The sequence below is a fragment of the Celerinatantimonas marina genome, assembly GCF_046054165.1.
Taxonomy (GTDB): domain Bacteria; phylum Pseudomonadota; class Gammaproteobacteria; order Enterobacterales; family Celerinatantimonadaceae; genus Celerinatantimonas.
In genome coordinates this window covers 63,927-84,430 of sequence record NZ_JBFNXK010000006.1, presented here as the reverse complement: position 1 = coordinate 84,430, position 20,504 = coordinate 63,927, and the positions used below count along the sequence as shown (strand labels likewise).

Genomic DNA, 20,504 nt, shown 5'->3' with positions numbered 1-20,504 from the left:
TGTAGGAGATAAAGTATGCTGAAGCAACAACTTCGCCAAATTGTACAGTCAAACCCTGACTATGCAGCAGTCACGCCCGTGATAGAAAAAGAGATCTTGCATCATGACATTATGGACGTGCTGATTAAGCAAGGCGTTATGCAGCGATTAACCTTTGTTGGCGGCACCTCATTACGCATGTGTTACAACAGTAGTCGGTTATCGGAAGATCTTGATTTCAACGGCGGACATGACTTCAAACCATCCGAGTTTGAAGGGCTGGAGTCCGAAATACAGACCTATATTCAAAATAAGTATGAAACCGAAGTTTGGGTAAACAAGCCCTCGGGCGAGCAGCAAGGGGATACCGTTTCGTGGAAGATTAGTATCGTGAAAGAGCCTAATCGTCCTGATTTACCAAGACAAAAAATGCATATTGACGTTTGTGCAATACCCTCATTCGATATCGAAAAGCGTCCGTTAATCAATCATTACGACATTGTTGTGCCGACTGAAGGCATCCTAGTCCCTGTTCAATCACTACAAGAAACACTGGCCGATAAGCTTATTGCGTTAGCGTATCGAGCAAGGCGTATCAAGCCTCGTGATATCTGGGATATTGTTTGGATTAAACAGCGCGGGATTGATTTATCCAAGATATTGGTTGAAAAGAAACTCAACGCCCGACACAAGCAAGCAGATGACTTTCGACAGGCGCTATCTACTGCGTTAGCTAAGCTAATGTTGGAAGAGGAAGTACACAATGACTTCAATATGGAAATGAGCCGCTTTATCCCGAAGCAAATTAAAGAGAGAACCTTAGATAACCCAGAGTATTGGGCATACGTTCAGGGTGAGGTAAAAGCCATTGCATCTGAGTTACTGAATGATGGAACACCCCAAAATCCATTTGATATGGGCTAGTCTTTCCCCTTTGATCTTTATAACTTCGCTAGGTGTTAACGAACCCTCTTTAACTCTTTTATGCGTATAAAAATGTGGCCGACATTCGCAGGATCTTTTTGCCCATCACTTAAACAGGAACTGGTACTAGGCTAACTACCAACGAGCCCGAACGTGCAACGTTAAAGCTTATGGTAAATGGCAGATTGAGGCGTTTTTTTTTGCAGGGATACAGGAGCTAGAAATTGATGACTAGCACAGCTTATATCCCAGTTCCCCATTTTCCCCAGTTAGTCTTCGGAGAAAAATGTAATGAGTGAACAAACCTTCGTTTTGCCTAGTGAAGAAGTTCGTCCTCAAATGCTCAATCAATCAGGTCAGTGTGAGCGATTGATCAAAGAGTCTGACCGTAAGATGATCACTGGCGTCAGTCGCACTACGTGGTGGATGATGGAACGGCAAGGATTAGCCCTCCAACGGGTCAGACTGTGTGGTTTGGCAACTTTCAGATCTACTGTGGTGGATTGAGTAGAGAAAAGCCGCTTGAGTAAAGTCAGAGCCCTGTCCCATGTAGGGTGGGGCTTTTATATCGTCAATATTTGTTGAAGCCGATGGTAAGCTTTTGAATGTTTCTCTGGGTTCATTTTGGCGAGATTCTGCATTTTCCAACGAACAGCGGGTAACTGGTCGATTCCTGAAAGCTCCAAAAGAGACCAGTCGGGGGAGCGATTTTTGAAAGACAGTAAAAATGATCGCTCTTGAGGCGTCAAAGACGAGTTTGTGAGCCTCACCAGCTGCTCGCGAGTCGCTTCGAGTTCCGCTTGTGGAATGTCTTGCTCGGCCATATTCCGAAACTCCCCTTCATAAACACCTGAAATGTCCTTGAAGTTTGGTCTAAGTAGTTCGGCAATAGAACGTGGGTGGCTAATAATATAAACCAATAAGGCTTTGCGAAGCTCATCGGTGAGCCCCTCGTTATCAAGCAGTTGCTTGACGTCGAAAAGATCTCTCGGGTGTTGACGATCCAGTGCTGCACAGATTTTCCCTGCGTATAAATCGGCAAAACTCACCACAGCCATTTCGGCAAAGCCAAACTCATATTCAACGGCTTCACTTACCTGCATGACTTTGGGTTCGTAAACTGTGCCGCGTAATACGGGGGATAGCTCAATTTTAACTTGAACATTATCTCGCTCCACCAATAAACGTAGTGCATCTGATTTATCCTGGAAAGCGCGGACAATACGAGTATTGTCGATGTTAGCCGTGATCGTGGAGGCTAGAGTGTTTAGGTTGCTCTTGATAGTCTGCAGGGCTTCATGCCGTTCCATCATGGGCAGAAAAACCAAGTCGATATCAACCGAAAGTCGAGGAACGTCACGAACGAACAAATTAATAGCGGTTCCACCTTTAAGGGCGAAGCAGTCGTGCCGGGCAACGAAGGGAATGAGCTGCAGCAAGAGCTGGACCTGTCGGTAGTAGTGGCTTTGTCTATTCATGTTTTCACATATCCTTAGGCACTGTTATTTGCCAGGTTGGCTCTAGTTTGCCGCCTTTAGCGATCAGTCGTTTACCAGTGCCTAGTGCATACTGTTCTGGTGTGAGGTGCTTAAGCCAAGTGTGTTGATGTCTTCCTGCCAGCCAGAGAAAGAGTCGCTTTGCTTTGATACTGCTACAGGCTTTCAGCAAGGCGTCTAACTTTCGAGGCGAGAGGTTGTGCAACCCCTGCATAAGCTGGTCGGCATGTTCAAAGCTGATGCTGTTGGGCACCGCGGCCAAGAGCTCAAGGATGGCTTTTTCTGGACAGGAATACTGAAGTGGGTGGCATGATGCCTGCCAGTTGTCTTGCCGGAGATACTTATCGTCTTGCATCAACGTCTCGGGCCACAGGCGGCGCGTACCGTGCCACTCAAACTGTGCCGAGGCATCGATTCGGCTGAGCCATCTGGGGAGCGCTACATCGGAATAGAGCTGGACCCTTGGCTTGCTTCCTTTAGACAGGTAATGGCCAAGACCTTCTAACTCTAACGCGGTTAAACCTCCGACATGGACAGGCACACTGGCCATGCGTTGCAACGAGGCCGTGATTCCTTTCCAAGATAGCCTCGCTTCTTGCCTAGTGTAAACACCGGCTGCGACAGGGATCAGTGTTTGGCTCCGTACTGCATTGTCCAGAAAATGCAGGTTGAGTCCTTGCGTCTCCAGCCATGATTTGGTGGCGAGCATATCCAACGGCAGCAGTTTCTGTAGTTGCTGTCTGGCTTCAGTGTTCAGCATGACTGCTCCCATTTTGGTTTATAAAAAATAAAATACACGTTGATTATTGACGTGATTTTCACATTTTTCAAACTAATTTGAATTTTTAGTTTGTAAATTTATAATTTCACGTCAATGATTGCCGTGAAAATTGTGATTTAAAAACCGTGTCAAAATTGACAATCTTATTTGTCTCATCGCAATCAACAAAGCACAAGCCAAATAGTTCTCTCGACTGAATTGCGCAGGGATCACTCTGAGTTTGGTAAAGAACTCAACGACTTCGGTTTCGATCATAGGGTCGTTTGTAGCTTGTTCCTCCCCACCTGCATCTTTGGGTCGAAAAGGGCTTGCAGGGTTGAATTGAGGAACATCGAGCTTGAGGCCATGATCAAAAATGCGCTTGAGCATACGCATTACGTCGTTAGATATGGTTGGTTTTGGTGGTTTATCACCATAACTATTAGCGATATCCAGTAGGATTTCATCGATGTCGAGTGGTCTTATTTTATCCAGCTCGACTTTACCGATACGCCAAGCCACCTCTCGTTCGTAAAGGTTCTTTTCCTTTTCGTGGATAGTAATTTGTTGCCGACAGAGCTGATGATAGTCAACATACAAATCATTCAGTATTTTAAAGGGATTCTAATTTATTTTCTTGCGTTTTTGGGCAGGATCAACTCCTTCACGCTTGATCGCTAACCTCAGCTTAGCGGCCTCATCACGAGCATTGGTCAGTGACCAGTCATCAACTTTACCGATAGCGTATTCGCGCCGAAGCTTAGTTGCTGATGTGGTGTAGCGAAGCATCCAGTAGGTATTCCCGCGTTTGGGAATCATCAATACAGTCCATCGCCATCGGAATGTCGGACGGATGATTTTCCCTTGATCAGTTTTTTAACGGTTTTGTCATGCAAATTGCCAATTTTTCGACCTCAAAAAATTGGGGAGTACAATTTCGCTAAACAAACTATAGCGAGAAAATACTCCCCAATCTACTACTCATAACTACCCAAACTTAGTAGGTTTGTAATGGATGTTATGAGTGTCATTTTTTCATAATCTAATAATTTATAATGATTTTATGTCTATCTTTGACCACTGGTGAAGATTATTCGATGTTTTGGATCTGTTCCCGCATTTGCTCGATTAAAACTTTTAGTTCAACGGCGGCTTTGGTGATGTCAGCATCGATTGATTTGGAGGCGAGGGTGTTCGCTTCGCGGTTGAATTCCTGCATCATAAAATCTAAACGACGTCCGCATGGACCGCCTTTTTTTAGAATGTTGCGGGTTTCGGTGACGTGCGCATCTAAGCGATCCAGTTCTTCGGCTACATCTAATTTTTGCGCCAGCAGGACGATCTCTTGTTCAACTCGGGCTTCATCCAGCTCTTCCATTACTTCAGTCAGGCGGCTTTTAAGTTTATCACGCTGCCATTCAATTACCTGTGGCAGGCGAGAGCGAACAAAGGCTGCCTGTTCGGTAATGGCATCGAGACGAGTTTCGATCATGGTTTGTATTTTGCTGCCTTCACTGGCCCGGCTGGCTAGAAAATCGGTGATGGTTTGCTGCCACAAGGCCAGCAGTTGGTCACTGATGGCATCGGTATCTTGCTCCGGTGTTTCCATCACACCCGGCCAGCGCAGAATATCAACGGGGTTAATTTGTCCGCCGGCTTGTTGCTGAACCCATTGGGCACTGTTAATCAGTTGATCGGCCAGAGTCTGGTTTAGTTTTAATTCACCATTCTGGTTCTGGTTGGATTCAAAACGTAGATTACTTTCGACTTTGCCGCGTTGGAGCTGTTTGCGAATTTTATCTCGCAGTAATGGCTCCAATCCCCGGAAGTTTTCTGGCATGCGCCAGTAAGTTTCCAGATACCGCTGGTTTACGCTACGGATTTCCCAGACGGCATTTCCCCATTCGGCGTTCAGTTCGCGGCGGGCATATCCGGTCATGCTATGAATCATACGTTCAGTTCCAGAAGAAAATTTGTCCGATTATACCGGTTTCGTAGGATTCCGTCAGTCGGATTCATGGTCGTGATGCGTTAAAATCCGTATAATTTAGTTTATCTATCACCTCAAACAAAGGATTCGCAATGCGTCCAAATGGCAGAGCTGTCACTGATGTTCGCCCTATTTCTATTACTCGCCACTATACCCGACATGCTGAAGGTTCGGTTTTGGTCACTTTTGGGGATACACAAGTGCTGTGTACTGCAACAGTGGAAGAGGGCGTCCCCCGGTTCCTGAAAGGCAAAGGGCAAGGTTGGATTACGGCTGAATATGGGATGTTACCACGCTCGACTGGCTCGCGAATGGGCCGAGAAGCAGCGCGGGGCAAACAAGGGGGCCGAACACTAGAAATTCAACGTTTGATCGGGCGTTCTTTGCGGGCTGCGGTGGATCTGAAAGCGTTGGGTGAATATACCATTACTTTGGATTGTGATGTCTTACAGGCCGATGGGGGAACACGTACCGCGTCGATTAGCGGTGCATGTGTGGCTCTGATGGATGCTCTGTGGTGGATGCAGTCTCAAGGCAAACTCAAAGTGAATCCGATGAAATATCTGATTGCTGCGGTATCAGTTGGGATTGTTGAAGGCGAACCCCGTTGTGACTTGGAATATGTGGAAGATTCCAATGCTGAAACTGATATGAATGTGGTGATGGCAGAAGATGGCCGGATGATTGAAGTTCAGGGGACGGCTGAGGGCGAACCGTTCAGCCATGAAGAGTTATTGCAATTGTTAGAGTTGGCTAAAAATGGGATACAGTCCATTTTTGAGCTGCAACGAACCGTATTAAATGAACAGAAGTAACGACTGAAGGAAAAGGCAATGAAACCATATCAGCGAGAGTTTATTGAGTTTGCACTCAAACGTGGCGTTTTAAAATTTGGCGAATTTACCCTGAAGTCCGGCCGTAAAAGTCCTTACTTTTTTAATGCTGGCTTGTTTAATTGTGGCAGTGATTTGGCTCGACTTGGGGGCTTTTATGCGGCGGCATTAGTGGATTCTGGTGTTGAATATGATCTGATTTTTGGTCCGGCTTATAAAGGGATCCCGCTGGCCACCGCGACCGCGATTGCTTTAGATGAGCAGTATGATATCGATATTCCTTACTGTTTTAATCGCAAAGAAGCGAAAGATCACGGGGAAGGCGGAAACTTAGTGGGTGCTCCTTTGCAAGGGCGGGTCATGCTGGTGGATGATGTGATTACGGCTGGGACGGCAATTCGTGAATCAATGACCTTGTTTGAGCAGTATCCTTGTCAGCTCGCCGGAGTTTTAATTGCTTTGGACCGTCAGGAAAAAGGTAAAAGTGAGTTGTCGGCCATTCAGGAAGTTGAACGGGATTATCAGGCCAAAGTTACAGCGATCATTACGCTGACAGATTTAGTCGAGTATTTGGAGGTCTCTGAATATGATGAGCAGGCGCTCACGCTGATTAAAGCCTATCGCAAGCAATATGGCGTTGTTGCGGCTTAATCCGCCATGTGATGCGCGTGGTTTGTCGCTCCTCTAAAAGGCCAAGATCCAGTCTGCAAAACTAGAGTCGATAAATGCTGATGGATGGGGATTGGATGGTCGCCTGAGGCGGGCTCTTAATGATGGGAGAGGATCGATAGCCAATAAAGTGGATGAGGATTTGTTAATTTATAGGACGGTAAATTAACCGAATCCTCATCTAAGACTGCTCGTGCTTGTTACTTCTATTGGCAAAAACTTATTATTTTTAGAGGGCTGTCATTCAATGGTGAAAGATTAATCACCAATATTGAATTTTTTCATGGTATGAGCCCATTTTGCTGGTATTTTGTGAGCCATCTGCTGTACAGGACTAGCATTGCATGTTGAATCAGCAGGATAATCTTTGGCTATGGCATTAGAGCTTAAAGCAGCGAAGGCTGCACCTGTTGCAATCGCAACGATGACTGATGTTAATTTCATATTCTAGGTTCCACTGTTATTATTTTATGATTGTGCTCTTTTAATTGTAGGATCGGGGTTCATCTTAAGATAAGCCACCGCTACAATTCATTACTTCAAAAATCTATTAAAACATTGGGTTAGTGATTATCACCGATGTTAAATTTGTTCATGGTGTCATTCCAACGCTCTGGTGTATGGTGTGCCTGGCTATGAACGTTGGTTACTTGATCGGAATGGCCACTTGGCTGATCGGCTGCCATGGCATTGATGCTGAACAAACCTAATACTGAGGCCAAAATAGCGGCACTTAGCTGGGAAGTAAATTTCATCTGATTTCTCCTTTATTCTTGCTCTTTTGTTTTAAGGGCCTGATTTTTATCAAGCCGAAGCCGCTGCTAGCTTTAATAAGCTGCAGTGAGGTACCGTGAATCCTTCATTTTTATTTTTAACGGTATTTTGAGACCGTAACAGCCGAAATAGTTAGCTGTTAGGCAGGGGTTCGTCCTGGACCTTCGCCATGAAGTTGCATCCAAATAAGTTATAAAATACATAACTCATTTGTGTTTTAAGCCAACGAATTATCTTGTACATCTTGGGCAACATGCGTGCCTAAAATAGATAACACCGTTAGCATTAACAATAATTGTATATGGCAACTATTATCACTTTAACTTCAAAAAACATCAACATAATTTTGGTGTTGTTTTGATTGCATGTTCAACACATCTATTGTCGATAAACGCTATTTCAACGCAATCTGATTATTTTGTCATCCAAAATAAACTGAATAGAGTGTTCAATTTTATTCATAAATCATTAAGGATTCATCAACCTTAATCCTTAAATAGAATATGGGGGGATAAATTTATATTTCAATGCTAAAGCCAGAAAAATAAGTTTAAGCGCCGAGGAACACAACGCGGCGGTGGGCGATGGTGCGCGATAGCGAATGGGAAATATCTTAGCTTAAGGATAAACCAAGAGACCGGGTGGCCTCTTGGTCAACGCGTTATTGATCGGCGCGATCCAGGTGGACATCCATTTGTGGGAATGGAATTTCAATCCCGGCCTCATCCAGAGCATTTTTAATGGCTTCTAGCAGTGCAAACCGTACCGGCCAATAATCAGCGGTTTGTACCCAAGGTCTGACGGCAAAGTTAATCGAGCTATCGGCCAATTCCAGAACACCAATCGTGATCGGTTCACTAGTCAGAATGCGGGATTCTTGATCGAGTACGGTTTGGATCACTTGTTTCACATCCGCCAGATTAGATTGATATGAAACCCCGATGATTAAATCCAAACGCCTTTTAGAGTGTCGAGAATAATTCGTGATATGGCCATTGAAAACAGCCGAATTGGGAACGATGACTTCTTTATTATCGGGTGTGGTTAAAATGGTCGTCAGGATCTGGACATTCTGTACTGTTCCGGCGGTTCCGGCCATTTCCACATAGTCTCCCGCTTTAAATGGGCGGAATCCCACAATTAAAACACCGGCTGCAAAGTTGGATAAGCTGCCTTGAAGGGCTAAGCCAATGGCTAAACCCGCAGCCCCGATGACGGCGACAAATGATGCCGTTTGGACGCCTATTCGTGATAACGCTGCGATAATGACAATGGCGACGAGAGCGTATTTGCTCAAAGATGCCAAGAAAGAACTGATGGTCTTATCCACTTTGCGTTTAGTGAGTATTTTCTCCAATGTCGAAGCGATAAAACCGGCAATGATAAAACCGATAATCAGGATGGCAATGGCTGCAACAATATGCATTAAATACTCAATAATGAGTGCATTATTGTCTGATAACCAAGTAACCCCTTGGGAAATGATGCTCATAGTTGTGTGATTCGTGTGATGTATAGATATTTCAATTTAGCATAGCTCTGAGATTGTGTCTGAGAGATTTTTGGGGGGAATAAAAAAGACCCGTGAGGGTCTTAAAATGGATTAACTCTGAAGCAGTTGCTGATGAATGAACTGCCATTGTAATTCAAAATAATCAGTCGGTTTGAGTTTGAAATTGCTTCGAACAAACTGTGCAATCCGTCCTTCCGCATAGGCCAGTAATAAATTGGCTAACTGCCCTTCATCCAGATCAAATCCTTTGCCTTCCCGCAGCCGTTTTTCGCGCAAGATTTGTTTGAGTTGGGATTCGATTTTGGCATAGAGCGTATCAACTCTGACTCGTAATCGTTCATGCTCACCCTGCAAGGCATCCCCATTTAATAATCGGGTAATCCCCGGGTTTTTCTCCGCGAAACTAAGCAGCAGTTGCAAGACATGTTTGCAACGGGTCAGTGTATCTTTCTCTTCATCCTGGATCAGATTGATACGGGAGAGCAAAGAGTCTTCAATAAATTCCAGTAGCCCTTCAAACATCCGAGCTTTACTAGGAAAATGCCGGTATAACGCGGCTTCAGAAACACCGACTTGTTCGGCTAGACGAGCGGTGGTGATTCGTTTTCCCGGGCTGGTTTCCAACATCATGGCTAATGCCTGAAGGATTTGTTCTCGCCGATTCGTTTTATTTTTACCCGCCATTCTGACTTCCTGATTATCTGATTAGCGTAAAATAAATTTTAGTGGGTGCCTGAGTGACCGAATCCACCGTCACCCCGTTCACTTTCATTGAACTGGTTGACGATGGAAAACTGGGCTTGTACAACCGGAATAATGACCAGTTGTGCCACACGTTCACCAGGCTGGATGGTGTAGGCGGTTGCGCTGCGGTTCCACAGTGAAACTTTAAGTTCACCTTGATAATCTGAATCGATCAGCCCCACCAGATTTCCGAGTACCAGACCATGTTTATGCCCTAATCCAGAACGGGGCAAAATGGTGGCCGCTAGGCTGGGATCATGGATATGTATGGCGATCCCTGTCGGGAGTAATTCGGTTTGCCCAGGTTCTAGTGTTAACGGCTCATCCAGACAGACGCGCAAATCCATGCCGGCCGAACCGGGGGTTGCATAGGTTGGCAGTGGAAATTCCTGACCTACCCGGGGATCTAAAATTTTTAGTTCAATTTGTTTCATGCTGATATTGAGTCGCTATGAGTTGCATTAATTGGATCGCTAGTTGTTGTTTACTGGCCCGAGGTAAGGACTGCTCGCCATCCTGCCAGAATACCTGTAGCGCATTGTCATCGACATTAAAGCCGCTGTCGCTGCTGGATACATCGTTAGCGGCAATCATATCTAAATGTTTACGCTGCATTTTATCTTTTGCATATTGCGCAACATTTTGGGTCTCAGCCGCGAAACCTACGGTAAAAGGTTTGTTTTCTAATGCGGCAACGGCGGCGACTATATCAGGGTTACGAACTAACGTCAGCCGCATTTGCTCATCATTTTTTTTGATTTTTTGTTCTGCGACGGTATCCACCCGATAATCGGCAACGGCTGCACAGGCAATGAAAATATCACTCTGTGGCGCTGTTTTTAAGGCGGCCGCATGCATCTGCAGTGCTGTAGTCACATTGGTTCGTTGACAATGGGGTGGGGTCGAAAGTTGTACCGGCCCACTAATAATGTGGACGTGGGCTCCGAGTGCGATGGCGGCTTCAGCCAAAGCATATCCCATTTTCCCGGAACTATAGTTGCTGATAAAGCGAACCGGATCGATGGCTTCCTGAGTGGGTCCTGCGGTAATGGTGACGGTTTTACCGGCTAAAAGGCGTTCTGAAGGGGCTAGAAACTCGCTAATTGCTTCTGCCAGCTCTTCGGGTTGCAACATGCGTCCAGGGCCAACATCACCACAAGCTTGCTCACCAATGCCCGGGCCAAGCTGTAAAACACCCCGCTGGGCGAGTATGGAAAGATTATGCTGTGTCGCCTGAGCCAGATACATTTGTTGATTCATGGCGGGAGCAATCGCAATAGGGGCCGGAGTGGCCAGCAATAGGGTGCTGACTAGGTCATCGGCGATCCCATGGGCCAGTTTGGCAATGCAATTTGCCGTCGCAGGTGCCACGAGTACTAAATCGGCCCATTTAGCCAGCTCGATATGGCTCATCGAGAGTTCAGCATGTGAGTCCATTAACGCTTGGCTGACTGGATAACCGCTTACCGCTTGAATGGCCATCGGAGACACAAAATGACTGGCGTGTTCTGTTAATGCAACACGTACGGACGCGCCTCGTTCTCGAAAGCGCCGAACTACATCGGGGAGTTTATAAGCGGCAATGCCCCCGGTTGCCGTAATAAGTATTTTCTGGTTGGTTAACACGGGTTTCTTCCATGATCCAAATTGCTGTTACTCTATCATAAAATTGCTAAGGCACAGTGATTTCTATCAGGAGTTATTGTGGATGTATCGTTGATTTCGCTATGATAACATTAACTGATAATTTTATTATTAAAGGTTATTTGAATGGCAATTCTGGACTGGCCTGAAGCGGAACGGCCCCGGGAAAAGTTGTTAAGCCAAGGGGCTCAAGCGCTCTCCGATGCCGAATTATTAGCCATTTTTTTGCGGACGGGCGCTAAAGGCATCGATGCTGTGGCACTGGCCCGGCAGTTACTGCATGCTTTTGGATCACTGCGAAATTTATTAGGGGCCAGTCAGCCGCAGTTTTGTCGGCAACATGGCGTTGGAATAGCCAAGTATGTGCAATTGCAGGCGGCATTAGAGATGAGTCGGCGTTATTTGCGTGCATCATTGGCTGAACAGTCGGTTGTAAACTCTCCGGTGATAGCCAGAGACTATCTGGAAAGTGAATTAGCGAGCTATCAGCGAGAAGTCTTTGCATTATTGCTTTTGGATAATCAGAATCGAGTGATACAATTTGCGCCGATTTTTTTTGGAACCATTGATGCAGCCAGTGTTTATCCGCGGGTTGTGGTTCAGTGTGTATTGGAAAACAATGCGGCGGCTGTTATATTAGCGCACAATCATCCATCAGGTGTTGCTGAACCTAGTCAAGCGGACCGGTCGATAACAGATCGATTGGTTCAAGCGCTGTCTTTAATTGACGTCCGGGTTCTGGATCATATTGTGACTGGATGTGGACAAACTGTATCATTTGCACAGAGAGGTTGGCTGTAGCTGATTTATTCAGCAAATTTGATCTTTTTGTTGATTTCCCGCACGTTTTGCTGTATAAAATGCGGCCTTTCTGTCGTCCCGGGCGACGGCCTCACGGGGCAACAGATGCTCGAGCAGAAGTAATTTTTGGAGAAGACTGACATGTCTAGAGTATGCCAAGTCACTGGTAAAAAACCAGCCGTTGGTAACAACGTATCACATGCAAAAAACCGTACTCGTCGTCGTTTTTTGCCTAATTTACAATCACACCGTTTCTGGGTTGAAAGCGAGAAACGTTTTGTAAAACTGCGTGTTTCTACTAAAGGAATGCGTATCATCGACAAAAAAGGGATTGATGCTGTTTTAGCTGACATCCGTAGTCGTGGCGAAAACGTTTAAGGAGCTTAATCATGGCTAAGAAAGGTGCACGCGAGAAAATTCGTTTGAACTCAACAGCTGGTACTGGTCACTTCTATACCACTGACAAAAACAAACGTAACATGCCTGAAAAAATGGAAATCAAAAAATACGATCCCGTTGTTCGCAAGCATGTAATTTATAAAGAAGGTAAAATCAAGTAATTGATTGGTATCTTTTAAAAAACCCGGTTCATTGAACCGGGTTTTTTTATGCCTTAAAAAAGTTTGCAGCGATGGCATGTCAAGCTGCGCTGAAGTTGTTAAAACTAATCGTTTCATCGATGCCGGTGTTGAGCGTGATGTATTGAGCCTTCAGGCCGCTCAGCCGCATTGGTTTTGGCTGGCGATGGCGTGTCGCCCCAAGATGAAACGAGGATTCGCAAGGCGCTGTCTCAGGCCCCTGAATATCATCAAGCCAAAGGTGCTTATCATTTTATCTATCTCGCGCCTTGTTCCGCTCGTCTTGAGCCAATAATCCCACAGTTTTGTGACGACCCTAAAGGGGTGGACCGTCGGGCATGGCATCAGAAGATGAATGCTGACATCGTCCGTTTTTTTTCAAAAACATCTGCACTAAAGATTATCAAATAAAGTTTATGGCTGCGGGATAAATGAGTAAGGATCTGGGGCGTTTGTTCCCACAGATAACGTGCGTTGCATCTGCCGCGTTGATATTTATCGATATTTTATCTGAGAGTCTGCACAAATAGAGCAGAAGCCATGGTCAGCTGTGCCGAAAGCTGTTTATACTGACGGCGGTGTTGAACAAGAGGGATTCGATATGCGCTTAGGCCGTCGTGGTTGGAATAATGTGCTCATTTTTGTCGCTTTAGCGATGATCCTATTGTTTAAATTGACAGGAGAGCGTTTAAATCGCTCACCGTCCAGTGATGAAAAAGCGGCTCAGCAGGTGATAGAAAATGCCAGTGAGGCGACATTACTCCCACCTAATGTGGTGGTTCTGGAGTTGGATCTGCCGGGACGGGTGATCCAACGGGTGGGGACGGCTTGGCAGAGTACGCCTCCGGCTGGGCGTCCGGTGGTGACAGTGGATGCCTGGTTACACATTGTATTGCCGATATGGAAAAAAGCTTTGGGAGGAACGGTTCAGGGCGATGTGATCCGAGTTTTTGTGGCCCGCAGTAGTGAACCGCTGGAATTAACACTGTTTCACGTGAATGATCAGTATTTTATTTCCAACTGGCAGGGGCAACTGCTGAAATTAGATCAAAGCAGTTACAATGCTTTGTTTAGTCTGAATCCTTAATGGAATGAACTGAGTTATGCCGGAACTTCCAGAAGTTGAAACCAGTCGTAGGGGAATTGAACCTTGGGTGGTTGATCAAGTCGTTGAGCAATTCGTTGTCCGTCAGCCTAAGTTGCGCTGGCCTATTCCTGAGCAATGTTCCCAGATCGAAGGGCAGCGGATCCAAAAGGTTGCGCGGCGAGCTAAATACCTGTTATTGGAAACATCGGCGGGTATTTGTATTATTCACTTAGGCATGTCAGGAAGTTTGCATGTCGTTCCTGTCGGGACTCCGGCGCAGAAACATGATCATGTTGACTGGTGTTTGTCGAATGGTTCTTGCTTACGGCTCAGAGATCCGCGGCGTTTTGGGGCGGTGTTGTGGTGGGAGCTGCCTTTAGACGCGCATCCATTATTTAGCCGACTGGGGCCAGAGCCGCTCTCAGATGCTTTTGATGGGGAACGCTTATTCCAGTGTTCAAGGGCGCGTAGCATCAGCGTAAAACAGCTGTTAATGGATAATGCCGTCGTGGTCGGAGTCGGTAATATTTACGCGAATGAGGCTCTATTTTTGGCCCGATTACATCCGCAGCAAATGGCGAAAAGCATTTCTCTGGCATCCTATCAGCATTTGGCAAAGGCCATTCAGCAAATATTGGCTGTTGCGATAGAACAAGGGGGGACGACTCTGCGGGATTTTTCCCGAGTGGATGGCAAACCGGGTTACTTTAAACAACAATTAGCGGTCTATGGTCGAGCGGGCGAAGCTTGTTTAAATTGCGGGGCACCGATTCAAAGTTTACGTATCGGGCAGCGTAACAGCTTTTTCTGCCCGGTTTGTCAGCCGAAAACCAAGTCGTAGCATTAGCATTCTGCTGGGGTCGAGGCCGTTTTATTTCAGACCGTCCAGAAACTTCGATTCAGGGCTGTGACGGTGGTTGAGAAATTTAAAGAAGTATGGGCATGATAGGCTATGGATTTTCAGTTAATCCGCTTATCATTATGTGCTCAATCTATATTATTGAAATATAATCAAGGTTATGCATCCGTTGCTGTGAATTTTGCCGTTAAGGCTGCACACACTTCAGGCGCTACAAATTGAGTGACGTCTCCATGATGCATGGCCACTTCTTTGACAATCGTTGAAGAGATAAATGAGTAGTGTTCGGCCGGGGTTAAGAAAACACTTTCTAATTTGGGATATAAACGGCGGTTGAGATTAGCCAGTTGAAATTCATATTCAAAATCTGAAACGGCACGTAATCCCCGAAGTAAGATATTGGCTTGGTAATTTTTTGCAAAATCAACTAATAATCCTGTAAATCCGACTACCTGGACATTGTTTAAGTGCCGGGTGACCGTTTGGGCTAAATTAACACGTTCGGTTAAATCAAACAGGGGTTGTTTCGTTGGATTGGCTGCGATGGCAACGATCACTTCATCAAAAAGTGAGGCGGCCCGGCAGATGAGATCGTGATGACCATTGGTGATCGGATCAAAAGTTCCAGGATAGATGACCCGGTTTGTCATGGCGAATACCTATACGATGTGTCATTGATGAAGTAGGTATTATAACGGTTGAATGCAGCAGGGTGAACGATTTGAGTCACTTCTGTTTCTTCGTCACAATGAATAACGGGGTTAAGGAGAAATACCGTGGCGTCTAGCCAGCGAATTTTAGTTGCGATCAGCGATATTTCCGGTGATGGTATGCTTGCCTGGCCGGCGTTACAGATGCTGGTGCGTTCTTATCCCGGATGCCACATTGATTTGCTTGCGGGTCGATCAAGCGCGCTACTGGCGGCTGGCCTGGAAGGTATCGAGCAAATTTATGATGAGACTTTATTACGCCAGCAGTTAGGCGCCAGAAGATTACGGCAGCAGCTGCGTCATCAGCAATACAGTGATTATCTGTGTTTGTCTCCGCTGCGGCGGCATCGCTGGTTAGGGCGGTTGCTCGGGATCCATTTTCGGTTTTTGCCAACCCGAGGACGGCGCCGGTTTTGGGATGGTGAAGCGATTGGTCGTCCGATAGGTCCGATGTGCTGGCGACGAGTTTATGAAAAAGTCGTGCTGCAATGTCTGCAAAAGCATAAACAGGCCGTTGTTCAGCCGCAGAGTCCATATTGGCGGCATGCCGAGCTTTCTGTCCGAAACATGTCAGACCATGCGCTTGTGGTTGTTTATCCGGGGGTTGAAACAGGACCCAATATCGGTATTGATCAATATCAGCAGCTGTTGAGTAGTTTGAATTTGGTCTCGGGAGCGATCGAATTTGTTTTATGCAGCCGGGTTCATGAGTTGAGTTATTGCCAAGCGCTGGCATCCGGTTTGGCTCAGGAGCAGGTCGCGTGTCGGATTGCTGAATTCTCGCATGACTGGGATAGTGTCTCGAAGTTAATGCTGCAAGCGGATTTAGTCATCGGTGCTCAGGGCCCTATTTTATGGCTGGCCGGAGCGATGGATATCCCGTGTGTCGGTTTTGGGGCATTATCGCTGGGGTCGGAGATGTTACGCCATCCATTAGCTAATCTGGATCGTTGCCTCATGTTTACACCCCCTTTGGGGCGTCTGACTCAGGAAGATATTTCACTGATTAATGCGACTGACTCGGCCGTACGGATTCGGCATTGGTTTCATCAGCTCCATGCTTGAGCATTCGGAACTCAGTAATTTCAGCAATTTTCGCTAATACTTCTTCCGGTCGGATTTGTGCCATGGCTTCAGGATCACGGACTCGACAGCGCCAAGGCAGTTGTTCCGGTTCTTTTCCGGTTTGTTGGCGGATGAGTGTTTCCCAGTGATTGACTGCAAATTGTTCAAATCCATAAGGCCCTACTCGAGCTGGATTATGATGCGCATACAGCCCGACGACTGGGGTGTGCATCGCCGCAGCCATATGGGCTGGACCGGTATCAGGAGTGATTAATAGGTTGGCATATTTAAGTACCGCCATCAGTTGCTCCAATGTGGTTTGTCCAACGATATTAATGACAGGCTCAGAGAGCATGGATTCAATTTGCTCGGCCATTTGGAGTTCATTTTTAGCGGGACTGCCGACGAGTACAACGGGATAACCGAGTTGTTGCAGGGCTTGAATGACGGTGATATAGCCCTCGGGATACCAATTCTTATAGGCTTTACTGGCTGCCGGACAAATGGCCACAAATGGATGGACACAGCGCGAGGCTAAATCTTGGGCGTAAGTCAGGGCACTGTCGGATAGTTCAAATGGCCAACGAACCGGTGTGACTTTACAGCCTAATGTATCGGCAAAAGCCTGATAGTTGTCAATGACATGCATTCCTTTCGGGCAAGATGTTTTTTCATTGGTAAATAGCCATTGCCACTCATAGGCCCGGCTGCGATGATAACCTAATCGACGTTTAGCTTTGATGCCAAGCGTTAAAAAACTGGCTCTCAGAGAGGCCTGAAGATGGAGTAACACATCAAAATGTTGGTCAGATAAGGTTCGCCATATCGATAAGTAGGCCGCAAGCCCGGCTCGTTTATCACAATCGATAAGGGTTATATTCGGGATCATGCTCAGCAGTTGTCGTTCAGCTTTGCCACAGATCCATGTAATTGAGGCTTCTGGCCATGTGTCCCTGATCCGGCTTATGACTGTTGCGGCGTTACAAACATCACCGATGGCAGATAAGCGAACAATACAAAATGATGGCTTTGTTATTAAGCTGAATTGCATAGTTGCTATGAGTTAAGTTTTCCATTAAGGCTTTATTATGCAAATCCCGGTGAGCAATGTAAAATCGCTATGAGTAAATTAAATCAATCATCTAATGAAGATCATAAAAAACACGGAACCGCATAGTTGTATCTGGTTTGATGGTGACTTGTGGAGTGAGTGTCCATCTCAATTTTTCGACCCTTCTTACTGGCGTCAGCAGCGAGCTGTGGTGGGTCAGGCGCAGGGGCGAGGACAAGCTGTTTTTTTTCAGCATGCAGAGAGCCAGTATGTGCTGCGTCATTATCGTCGAGGCGGTATGGTTGGTAATATCAGCCATGATCGCTACTTGTATCTGGGGGCTGCCCAAAGTCGCTGTTGGCAAGAATTTCATCTGCTTTCTGAAATTGTTAAACGAGGATTACCAGCACCGGTGCCGGTGGCGGCGAGACTGGTTCGAGACGGTTTGTTTTATCGGGCGGATTTGATTACACAGCGGATCCGTCATGCACAGGATTTGTCTGAATTGTTGGTAACGCAGCGGTTATCCGTTGAAATATGGCAACAGGTCGGATTTGTCATTCGGCAGTTTCATAAAGCGGGCGTTGATCACAGTGACTTGAATATCCACAACATTATGCTGGATAGAGAGGGCAAAATTTGGATCATCGATCTGGACAAAAGTCGGTTGCGGAAAAAAACAGGTCATTGGGCTAAGGCTAATTTAGAGCGGTTGTATCGCTCTTTGGAAAAAGAGCAACAGCGAATGGCTCATTGGTATTGGTTGAAAAGTGATTGGCAGGCGTTATTGCAGGGATACCTAGGTGAGCATTAGCTGTCCCTGATCTTTGTTGAATCTTATGTCGATGATACGGATTTTGTTCTTGGTTGGGCTCTCGCCCATAAAATTTGTAAAATTATTCTGATTGTCATCATTTTTGCATCTTCATTATCTATCCTTAGACAAGAATATTGAATTGCTAGACAAGGAAGGATAGTGATGATGCAGGATATTATTTCAAGAATTGACTTTTCTAAGAATAAAAAGCTCAATTATTACTTGAGAAGCTATTTTCATTTGTTATTGCCAGAGCCGCTCTATCGGAAAACGCTATCGCTAACTCCGTTAACGGAAGCGAATCAGCAGATGATTTATGATCGGGTGGATTACTATCATAAATGGAGTCAGCCCTTCCGATTAGGGGAACACGCCATCTCTTTACAGCGTTTCCGGAGTGTTCCCAAAAAGACCTATTTTTTCGATTTATATCAGTACATGCGGTTGTTTCCTGAAGCTCATTTTAACTATTTGTTTGGCGATATTCGCCATGTCCCGGATGTACCCTCGTTTGTTAAAAGCCGCCCCATTAAGCCTCAAAATAGTGCCTCCATTCTATTAAATTTAAATAAAGTTAGACACTTTATACAGGTACAGGATCCGTTCTCTTTTGCCGAGAAGAAACCGTTATTAGTCTGGCGTGGCGCTGCTTATCAGCCGCATCGGATCCAGTTTTTAGCGCAGTATATCGGTCATCCACTTTGTAATATCGGACAAACGAATCAGTGTCGGAATCGTCAATTTATCAAACCCCGGATGACCATTGAGCAACAGTTACAGTATAAATTTGTGCTGTCGTTAGAGGGCAATGATGTGGCTTCGAATCTGAAATGGATTATGTCCTCCAATTCACTGGCGGTCATGCCTAAACCCAAGTATGAAACCTGGTTTATGGAAGGTCGGCTTCAGGCTGGGGTGCATTATGTGGAGATCCGCCCGGATTATGCAGATCTAGAAGAAAAAATGAAATTCTATCTGGATCATCCAGAACAGGCCCGGCAAATTATTGCCAATGCTCAGCAATGGGTCCGGCAATTTCAGGATCCAGCATTAGAAAATACCATTGCGTTGGCGGTCATCGGTCGCTACTTATATTTATCGACCCGATTAGAACCGGCCAAACAGGCATTAGTTCATCTGCCTGCCCGTCCGATCCTGAGTCATTAAAGTAGGGCCACTTTGCGATAGAGATCACTATAGCGCTGGGCGGTGGTTTCAATCGCAAAAGCTTGCATCGAGCGTTGTGCCTGTGCGGCCAGTTGCTGACGAAATGGTGGGTTTTGATAAAGCTCTAAAATCGCAGTGGCGAGTTCTTGGTCATTGCCCGGTTCGATGAGCAGGCCATTCTGACGGTCCTGAATGATGTCAACGATGCCTCCGGCCCGTGAGCCGATTACGGTCAGCCCGCTTTGCATCCCTTCGAGGATGACGGAGCCTAAACCCTCGCTATACGAGGGATGGACCTGTAAATCCGCCGCTGCAAACCAGTTTCCCATTTGCTCGCGAGGCTGTTTCCCGGCAAAGGTGACATTTTTAAGCGCATGGGCCTGTTGTTCTAACGCTGCTCGTTCTGGGCCATCACCTAAAAAGACCAATTGGATCGCCGGGGCTTGTTGCGCTAATACTTGCGCCGCTTTTACCGTCACATCAAAGCCTTTATGAGCCAGTAAATTTCCGGCCTGAATGACGATGAATTGATCGGCAAAGCGAGCTTTAAGCTGGGCCACCTGCTGTGGATCCACCGGATAACTGACCGGAGAACTCGGAATAATATGAATATTCGGATGATGGGTGGCCTGCTCGATACGGTCCGCGATCACTTGGCTTAATGCTACAGCGGCACTCGCCTGACGATAACTCCAGCGGAGTAGTTTTTTATTTTTAATTGGGTTATCGATACGACGGGTGACAAGATAAGGTACCTTATACAACCAGCCTTGAATGGCCGCCCAATAGATCGCTTTTCCCTCGTGCACATGAATGAGCTGACAGCCTTCGGTGAGCTGACGAGAATGCTTGAGCAAAAAATGGCTACAGGTGTATACCGGTATATCGAGTTGGCGAATTTTATCGGCAAATGGACTTTTCGGGTTGGCAACCACGGCTAATTGATAACCCAGGCGCTGTTGTTCCTGAATCAATTGCAGAGTTTGATTTTCGCCACCGCTATATCCGGAAGCTAAATTCACATGGAGGATTTTCATGATTTA

26 protein-coding genes are annotated in these 20,504 nt (G+C 46.1%); 12 read left to right on the top strand and 14 right to left on the bottom strand.

The genetic code is table 11. From position 1 onward, the window contains the following. The first annotated feature begins 15 nt into the window (after positions 1–15). Together ABUE20_RS08260 and ABUE20_RS08255 are read left to right on the top strand one after the other, a co-directional pair. A complete protein-coding gene (locus ABUE20_RS08260) occupies positions 16–903 on the top strand; it encodes a nucleotidyl transferase AbiEii/AbiGii toxin family protein (protein WP_408619413.1) in 888 nt (295 codons plus the stop codon). A gap of 291 nt (positions 904–1,194) precedes the next feature. Then, the gene (locus tag ABUE20_RS08255) at positions 1,195–1,410 is read left to right on the top strand and encodes an AlpA family transcriptional regulator (RefSeq protein WP_408619412.1); all 216 of its coding nucleotides are present in this window, start codon (positions 1,195–1,197) and stop codon (positions 1,408–1,410) included. Between the two features lie 56 nt (positions 1,411–1,466). Here the strand turns inward: ABUE20_RS08255 and ABUE20_RS08250 are convergent, their stop codons facing one another. The 5 genes from ABUE20_RS08250 to ABUE20_RS08230 form a co-directional block, all read right to left on the bottom strand. Further along, the gene (locus ABUE20_RS08250; RefSeq protein ID WP_408619411.1) at positions 1,467–2,381 is read right to left on the bottom strand and encodes a nucleotidyl transferase AbiEii/AbiGii toxin family protein; all 915 of its coding nucleotides are present in this window, start codon (positions 2,379–2,381) and stop codon (positions 1,467–1,469) included. A 4-nt stretch (positions 2,382–2,385) separates the two neighbouring features. Further along, entirely contained in the window at positions 2,386–3,159 is a 774-nt protein-coding gene (locus ABUE20_RS08245; protein WP_408619410.1) for a type IV toxin-antitoxin system AbiEi family antitoxin domain-containing protein, read from the bottom strand. A 111-nt stretch (positions 3,160–3,270) separates the two neighbouring features. Continuing rightward, on the bottom strand, positions 3,271–3,681 hold the full coding sequence (locus ABUE20_RS08240; protein WP_408619409.1) for a hypothetical protein: 411 nt from the start codon (positions 3,679–3,681) through the stop codon (positions 3,271–3,273). A 102-nt stretch (positions 3,682–3,783) separates the two neighbouring features. After that, positions 3,784–3,978 (bottom strand): integrase arm-type DNA-binding domain-containing protein, encoded by a 195-nt coding sequence (locus ABUE20_RS08235; RefSeq protein WP_408619408.1) that lies wholly within the window; start codon positions 3,976–3,978, stop codon positions 3,784–3,786. A 271-nt stretch (positions 3,979–4,249) separates the two neighbouring features. Beyond that, a complete protein-coding gene (locus ABUE20_RS08230; protein WP_408619407.1) occupies positions 4,250–5,110 on the bottom strand; it encodes a YicC/YloC family endoribonuclease in 861 nt (286 codons plus the stop codon). A gap of 131 nt (positions 5,111–5,241) precedes the next feature. Between ABUE20_RS08230 and rph the strand changes: the two genes are divergently transcribed. Together rph and pyrE are read left to right on the top strand one after the other, a co-directional pair. After that, positions 5,242–5,964: a ribonuclease PH gene (gene rph / locus ABUE20_RS08225; RefSeq protein WP_408619406.1), complete on the top strand. Its 723-nt coding sequence runs from the start codon at positions 5,242–5,244 to the stop codon at positions 5,962–5,964. An 18-nt stretch (positions 5,965–5,982) separates the two neighbouring features. After that, positions 5,983–6,633 carry an orotate phosphoribosyltransferase gene (pyrE, locus tag ABUE20_RS08220; RefSeq protein ID WP_408619405.1) on the top strand — a complete coding sequence of 217 codons (651 nt, stop codon included), beginning with the start codon at positions 5,983–5,985 and terminating at the stop codon, positions 6,631–6,633. A gap of 276 nt (positions 6,634–6,909) precedes the next feature. Here pyrE and ABUE20_RS08215 read toward each other — a convergent pair whose 3' ends face one another. The 6 genes from ABUE20_RS08215 to coaBC all read right to left on the bottom strand — a co-directional run bounded on the left by ABUE20_RS08215 (position 6,910) and on the right by coaBC (position 11,308). Beyond that, on the bottom strand, positions 6,910–7,095 hold the full coding sequence (locus tag ABUE20_RS08215) for a hypothetical protein (protein WP_408619404.1): 186 nt from the start codon (positions 7,093–7,095) through the stop codon (positions 6,910–6,912). Positions 7,096–7,214: 119 nt separating this feature from the next. Next, on the bottom strand, positions 7,215–7,406 hold the full coding sequence (locus ABUE20_RS08210) for a hypothetical protein (RefSeq protein ID WP_408619403.1): 192 nt from the start codon (positions 7,404–7,406) through the stop codon (positions 7,215–7,217). Between the two features lie 680 nt (positions 7,407–8,086). Then, positions 8,087–8,917, bottom strand: a complete 831-nt coding sequence (locus ABUE20_RS08205; RefSeq protein ID WP_408619401.1) for a mechanosensitive ion channel domain-containing protein — start codon at positions 8,915–8,917, stop codon at positions 8,087–8,089. Between the two features lie 111 nt (positions 8,918–9,028). Continuing rightward, positions 9,029–9,622 carry a nucleoid occlusion factor SlmA gene (gene slmA, locus ABUE20_RS08200; RefSeq protein ID WP_408619400.1) on the bottom strand — a complete coding sequence of 198 codons (594 nt, stop codon included), beginning with the start codon at positions 9,620–9,622 and terminating at the stop codon, positions 9,029–9,031. 38 nt (positions 9,623–9,660) lie between these two features. Continuing rightward, positions 9,661–10,116 (bottom strand): dUTP diphosphatase, encoded by a 456-nt coding sequence (gene dut, locus ABUE20_RS08195; RefSeq protein ID WP_408619399.1) that lies wholly within the window; start codon positions 10,114–10,116, stop codon positions 9,661–9,663. After that, positions 10,103–11,308 (bottom strand): bifunctional phosphopantothenoylcysteine decarboxylase/phosphopantothenate--cysteine ligase CoaBC, encoded by a 1,206-nt coding sequence (gene coaBC, locus ABUE20_RS08190; protein WP_408619398.1) that lies wholly within the window; start codon positions 11,306–11,308, stop codon positions 10,103–10,105. The genes dut and coaBC overlap by 14 nt, the downstream gene beginning before the upstream one ends. A gap of 144 nt (positions 11,309–11,452) precedes the next feature. Between coaBC and radC the strand changes: the two genes are divergently transcribed. The 5 genes from radC to mutM all read left to right on the top strand — a co-directional run bounded on the left by radC (position 11,453) and on the right by mutM (position 14,633). Beyond that, the gene (gene radC, locus ABUE20_RS08185) at positions 11,453–12,127 is read left to right on the top strand and encodes a RadC family protein (RefSeq protein WP_408619397.1); all 675 of its coding nucleotides are present in this window, start codon (positions 11,453–11,455) and stop codon (positions 12,125–12,127) included. 141 nt (positions 12,128–12,268) lie between these two features. After that, positions 12,269–12,505, top strand: a complete 237-nt coding sequence (rpmB, locus tag ABUE20_RS08180; RefSeq protein ID WP_408619396.1) for a 50S ribosomal protein L28 — start codon at positions 12,269–12,271, stop codon at positions 12,503–12,505. A gap of 11 nt (positions 12,506–12,516) precedes the next feature. Continuing rightward, positions 12,517–12,687 carry a 50S ribosomal protein L33 gene (gene rpmG, locus ABUE20_RS08175; protein ID WP_408619395.1) on the top strand — a complete coding sequence of 57 codons (171 nt, stop codon included), beginning with the start codon at positions 12,517–12,519 and terminating at the stop codon, positions 12,685–12,687. Positions 12,688–13,255: 568 nt separating this feature from the next. Beyond that, positions 13,256–13,792, top strand: coding sequence for a hypothetical protein (locus tag ABUE20_RS08170; RefSeq protein WP_408619394.1), 537 nt, complete (start codon positions 13,256–13,258; stop codon positions 13,790–13,792). 16 nt (positions 13,793–13,808) lie between these two features. Then, the gene (gene mutM, locus ABUE20_RS08165) at positions 13,809–14,633 is read left to right on the top strand and encodes a bifunctional DNA-formamidopyrimidine glycosylase/DNA-(apurinic or apyrimidinic site) lyase (RefSeq protein WP_408619393.1); all 825 of its coding nucleotides are present in this window, start codon (positions 13,809–13,811) and stop codon (positions 14,631–14,633) included. Between the two features lie 176 nt (positions 14,634–14,809). On the opposite strand, the gene coaD is transcribed toward mutM, so the two are convergent. Continuing rightward, positions 14,810–15,301: a pantetheine-phosphate adenylyltransferase gene (gene coaD, locus ABUE20_RS08160; protein WP_408619392.1), complete on the bottom strand. Its 492-nt coding sequence runs from the start codon at positions 15,299–15,301 to the stop codon at positions 14,810–14,812. A gap of 126 nt (positions 15,302–15,427) precedes the next feature. On the opposite strand from coaD, the gene ABUE20_RS08155 reads away from it, so the two are divergent. Then, entirely contained in the window at positions 15,428–16,426 is a 999-nt protein-coding gene (locus ABUE20_RS08155; protein WP_408619391.1) for a glycosyltransferase family 9 protein, read from the top strand. On the opposite strand, the gene ABUE20_RS08150 is transcribed toward ABUE20_RS08155, so the two are convergent. Then, positions 16,368–17,315, bottom strand: coding sequence for a glycosyltransferase family 9 protein (locus ABUE20_RS08150; RefSeq protein WP_408619390.1), 948 nt, complete (start codon positions 17,313–17,315; stop codon positions 16,368–16,370). The two genes, ABUE20_RS08155 and ABUE20_RS08150, sit on opposite strands and share 59 nt — an antisense overlap. A gap of 256 nt (positions 17,316–17,571) precedes the next feature. Here ABUE20_RS08150 and ABUE20_RS08145 point away from each other — a divergent pair, with 256 nt between their 5' ends. Beyond that, on the top strand, positions 17,572–18,291 hold the full coding sequence (locus tag ABUE20_RS08145) for a 3-deoxy-D-manno-octulosonic acid kinase (RefSeq protein WP_408619389.1): 720 nt from the start codon (positions 17,572–17,574) through the stop codon (positions 18,289–18,291). Between the two features lie 165 nt (positions 18,292–18,456). After that, entirely contained in the window at positions 18,457–19,461 is a 1,005-nt protein-coding gene (locus ABUE20_RS08140) for a glycosyl transferase family 90 (RefSeq protein ID WP_408619388.1), read from the top strand. Here the strand turns inward: ABUE20_RS08140 and ABUE20_RS08135 are convergent. Beyond that, the gene (locus ABUE20_RS08135) at positions 19,458–20,498 is read right to left on the bottom strand and encodes a glycosyltransferase family 4 protein (RefSeq protein ID WP_408619387.1); all 1,041 of its coding nucleotides are present in this window, start codon (positions 20,496–20,498) and stop codon (positions 19,458–19,460) included. The two genes, ABUE20_RS08140 and ABUE20_RS08135, sit on opposite strands and share 4 nt — an antisense overlap. Between the last annotated feature and the right edge of the window lie 6 nt (positions 20,499–20,504).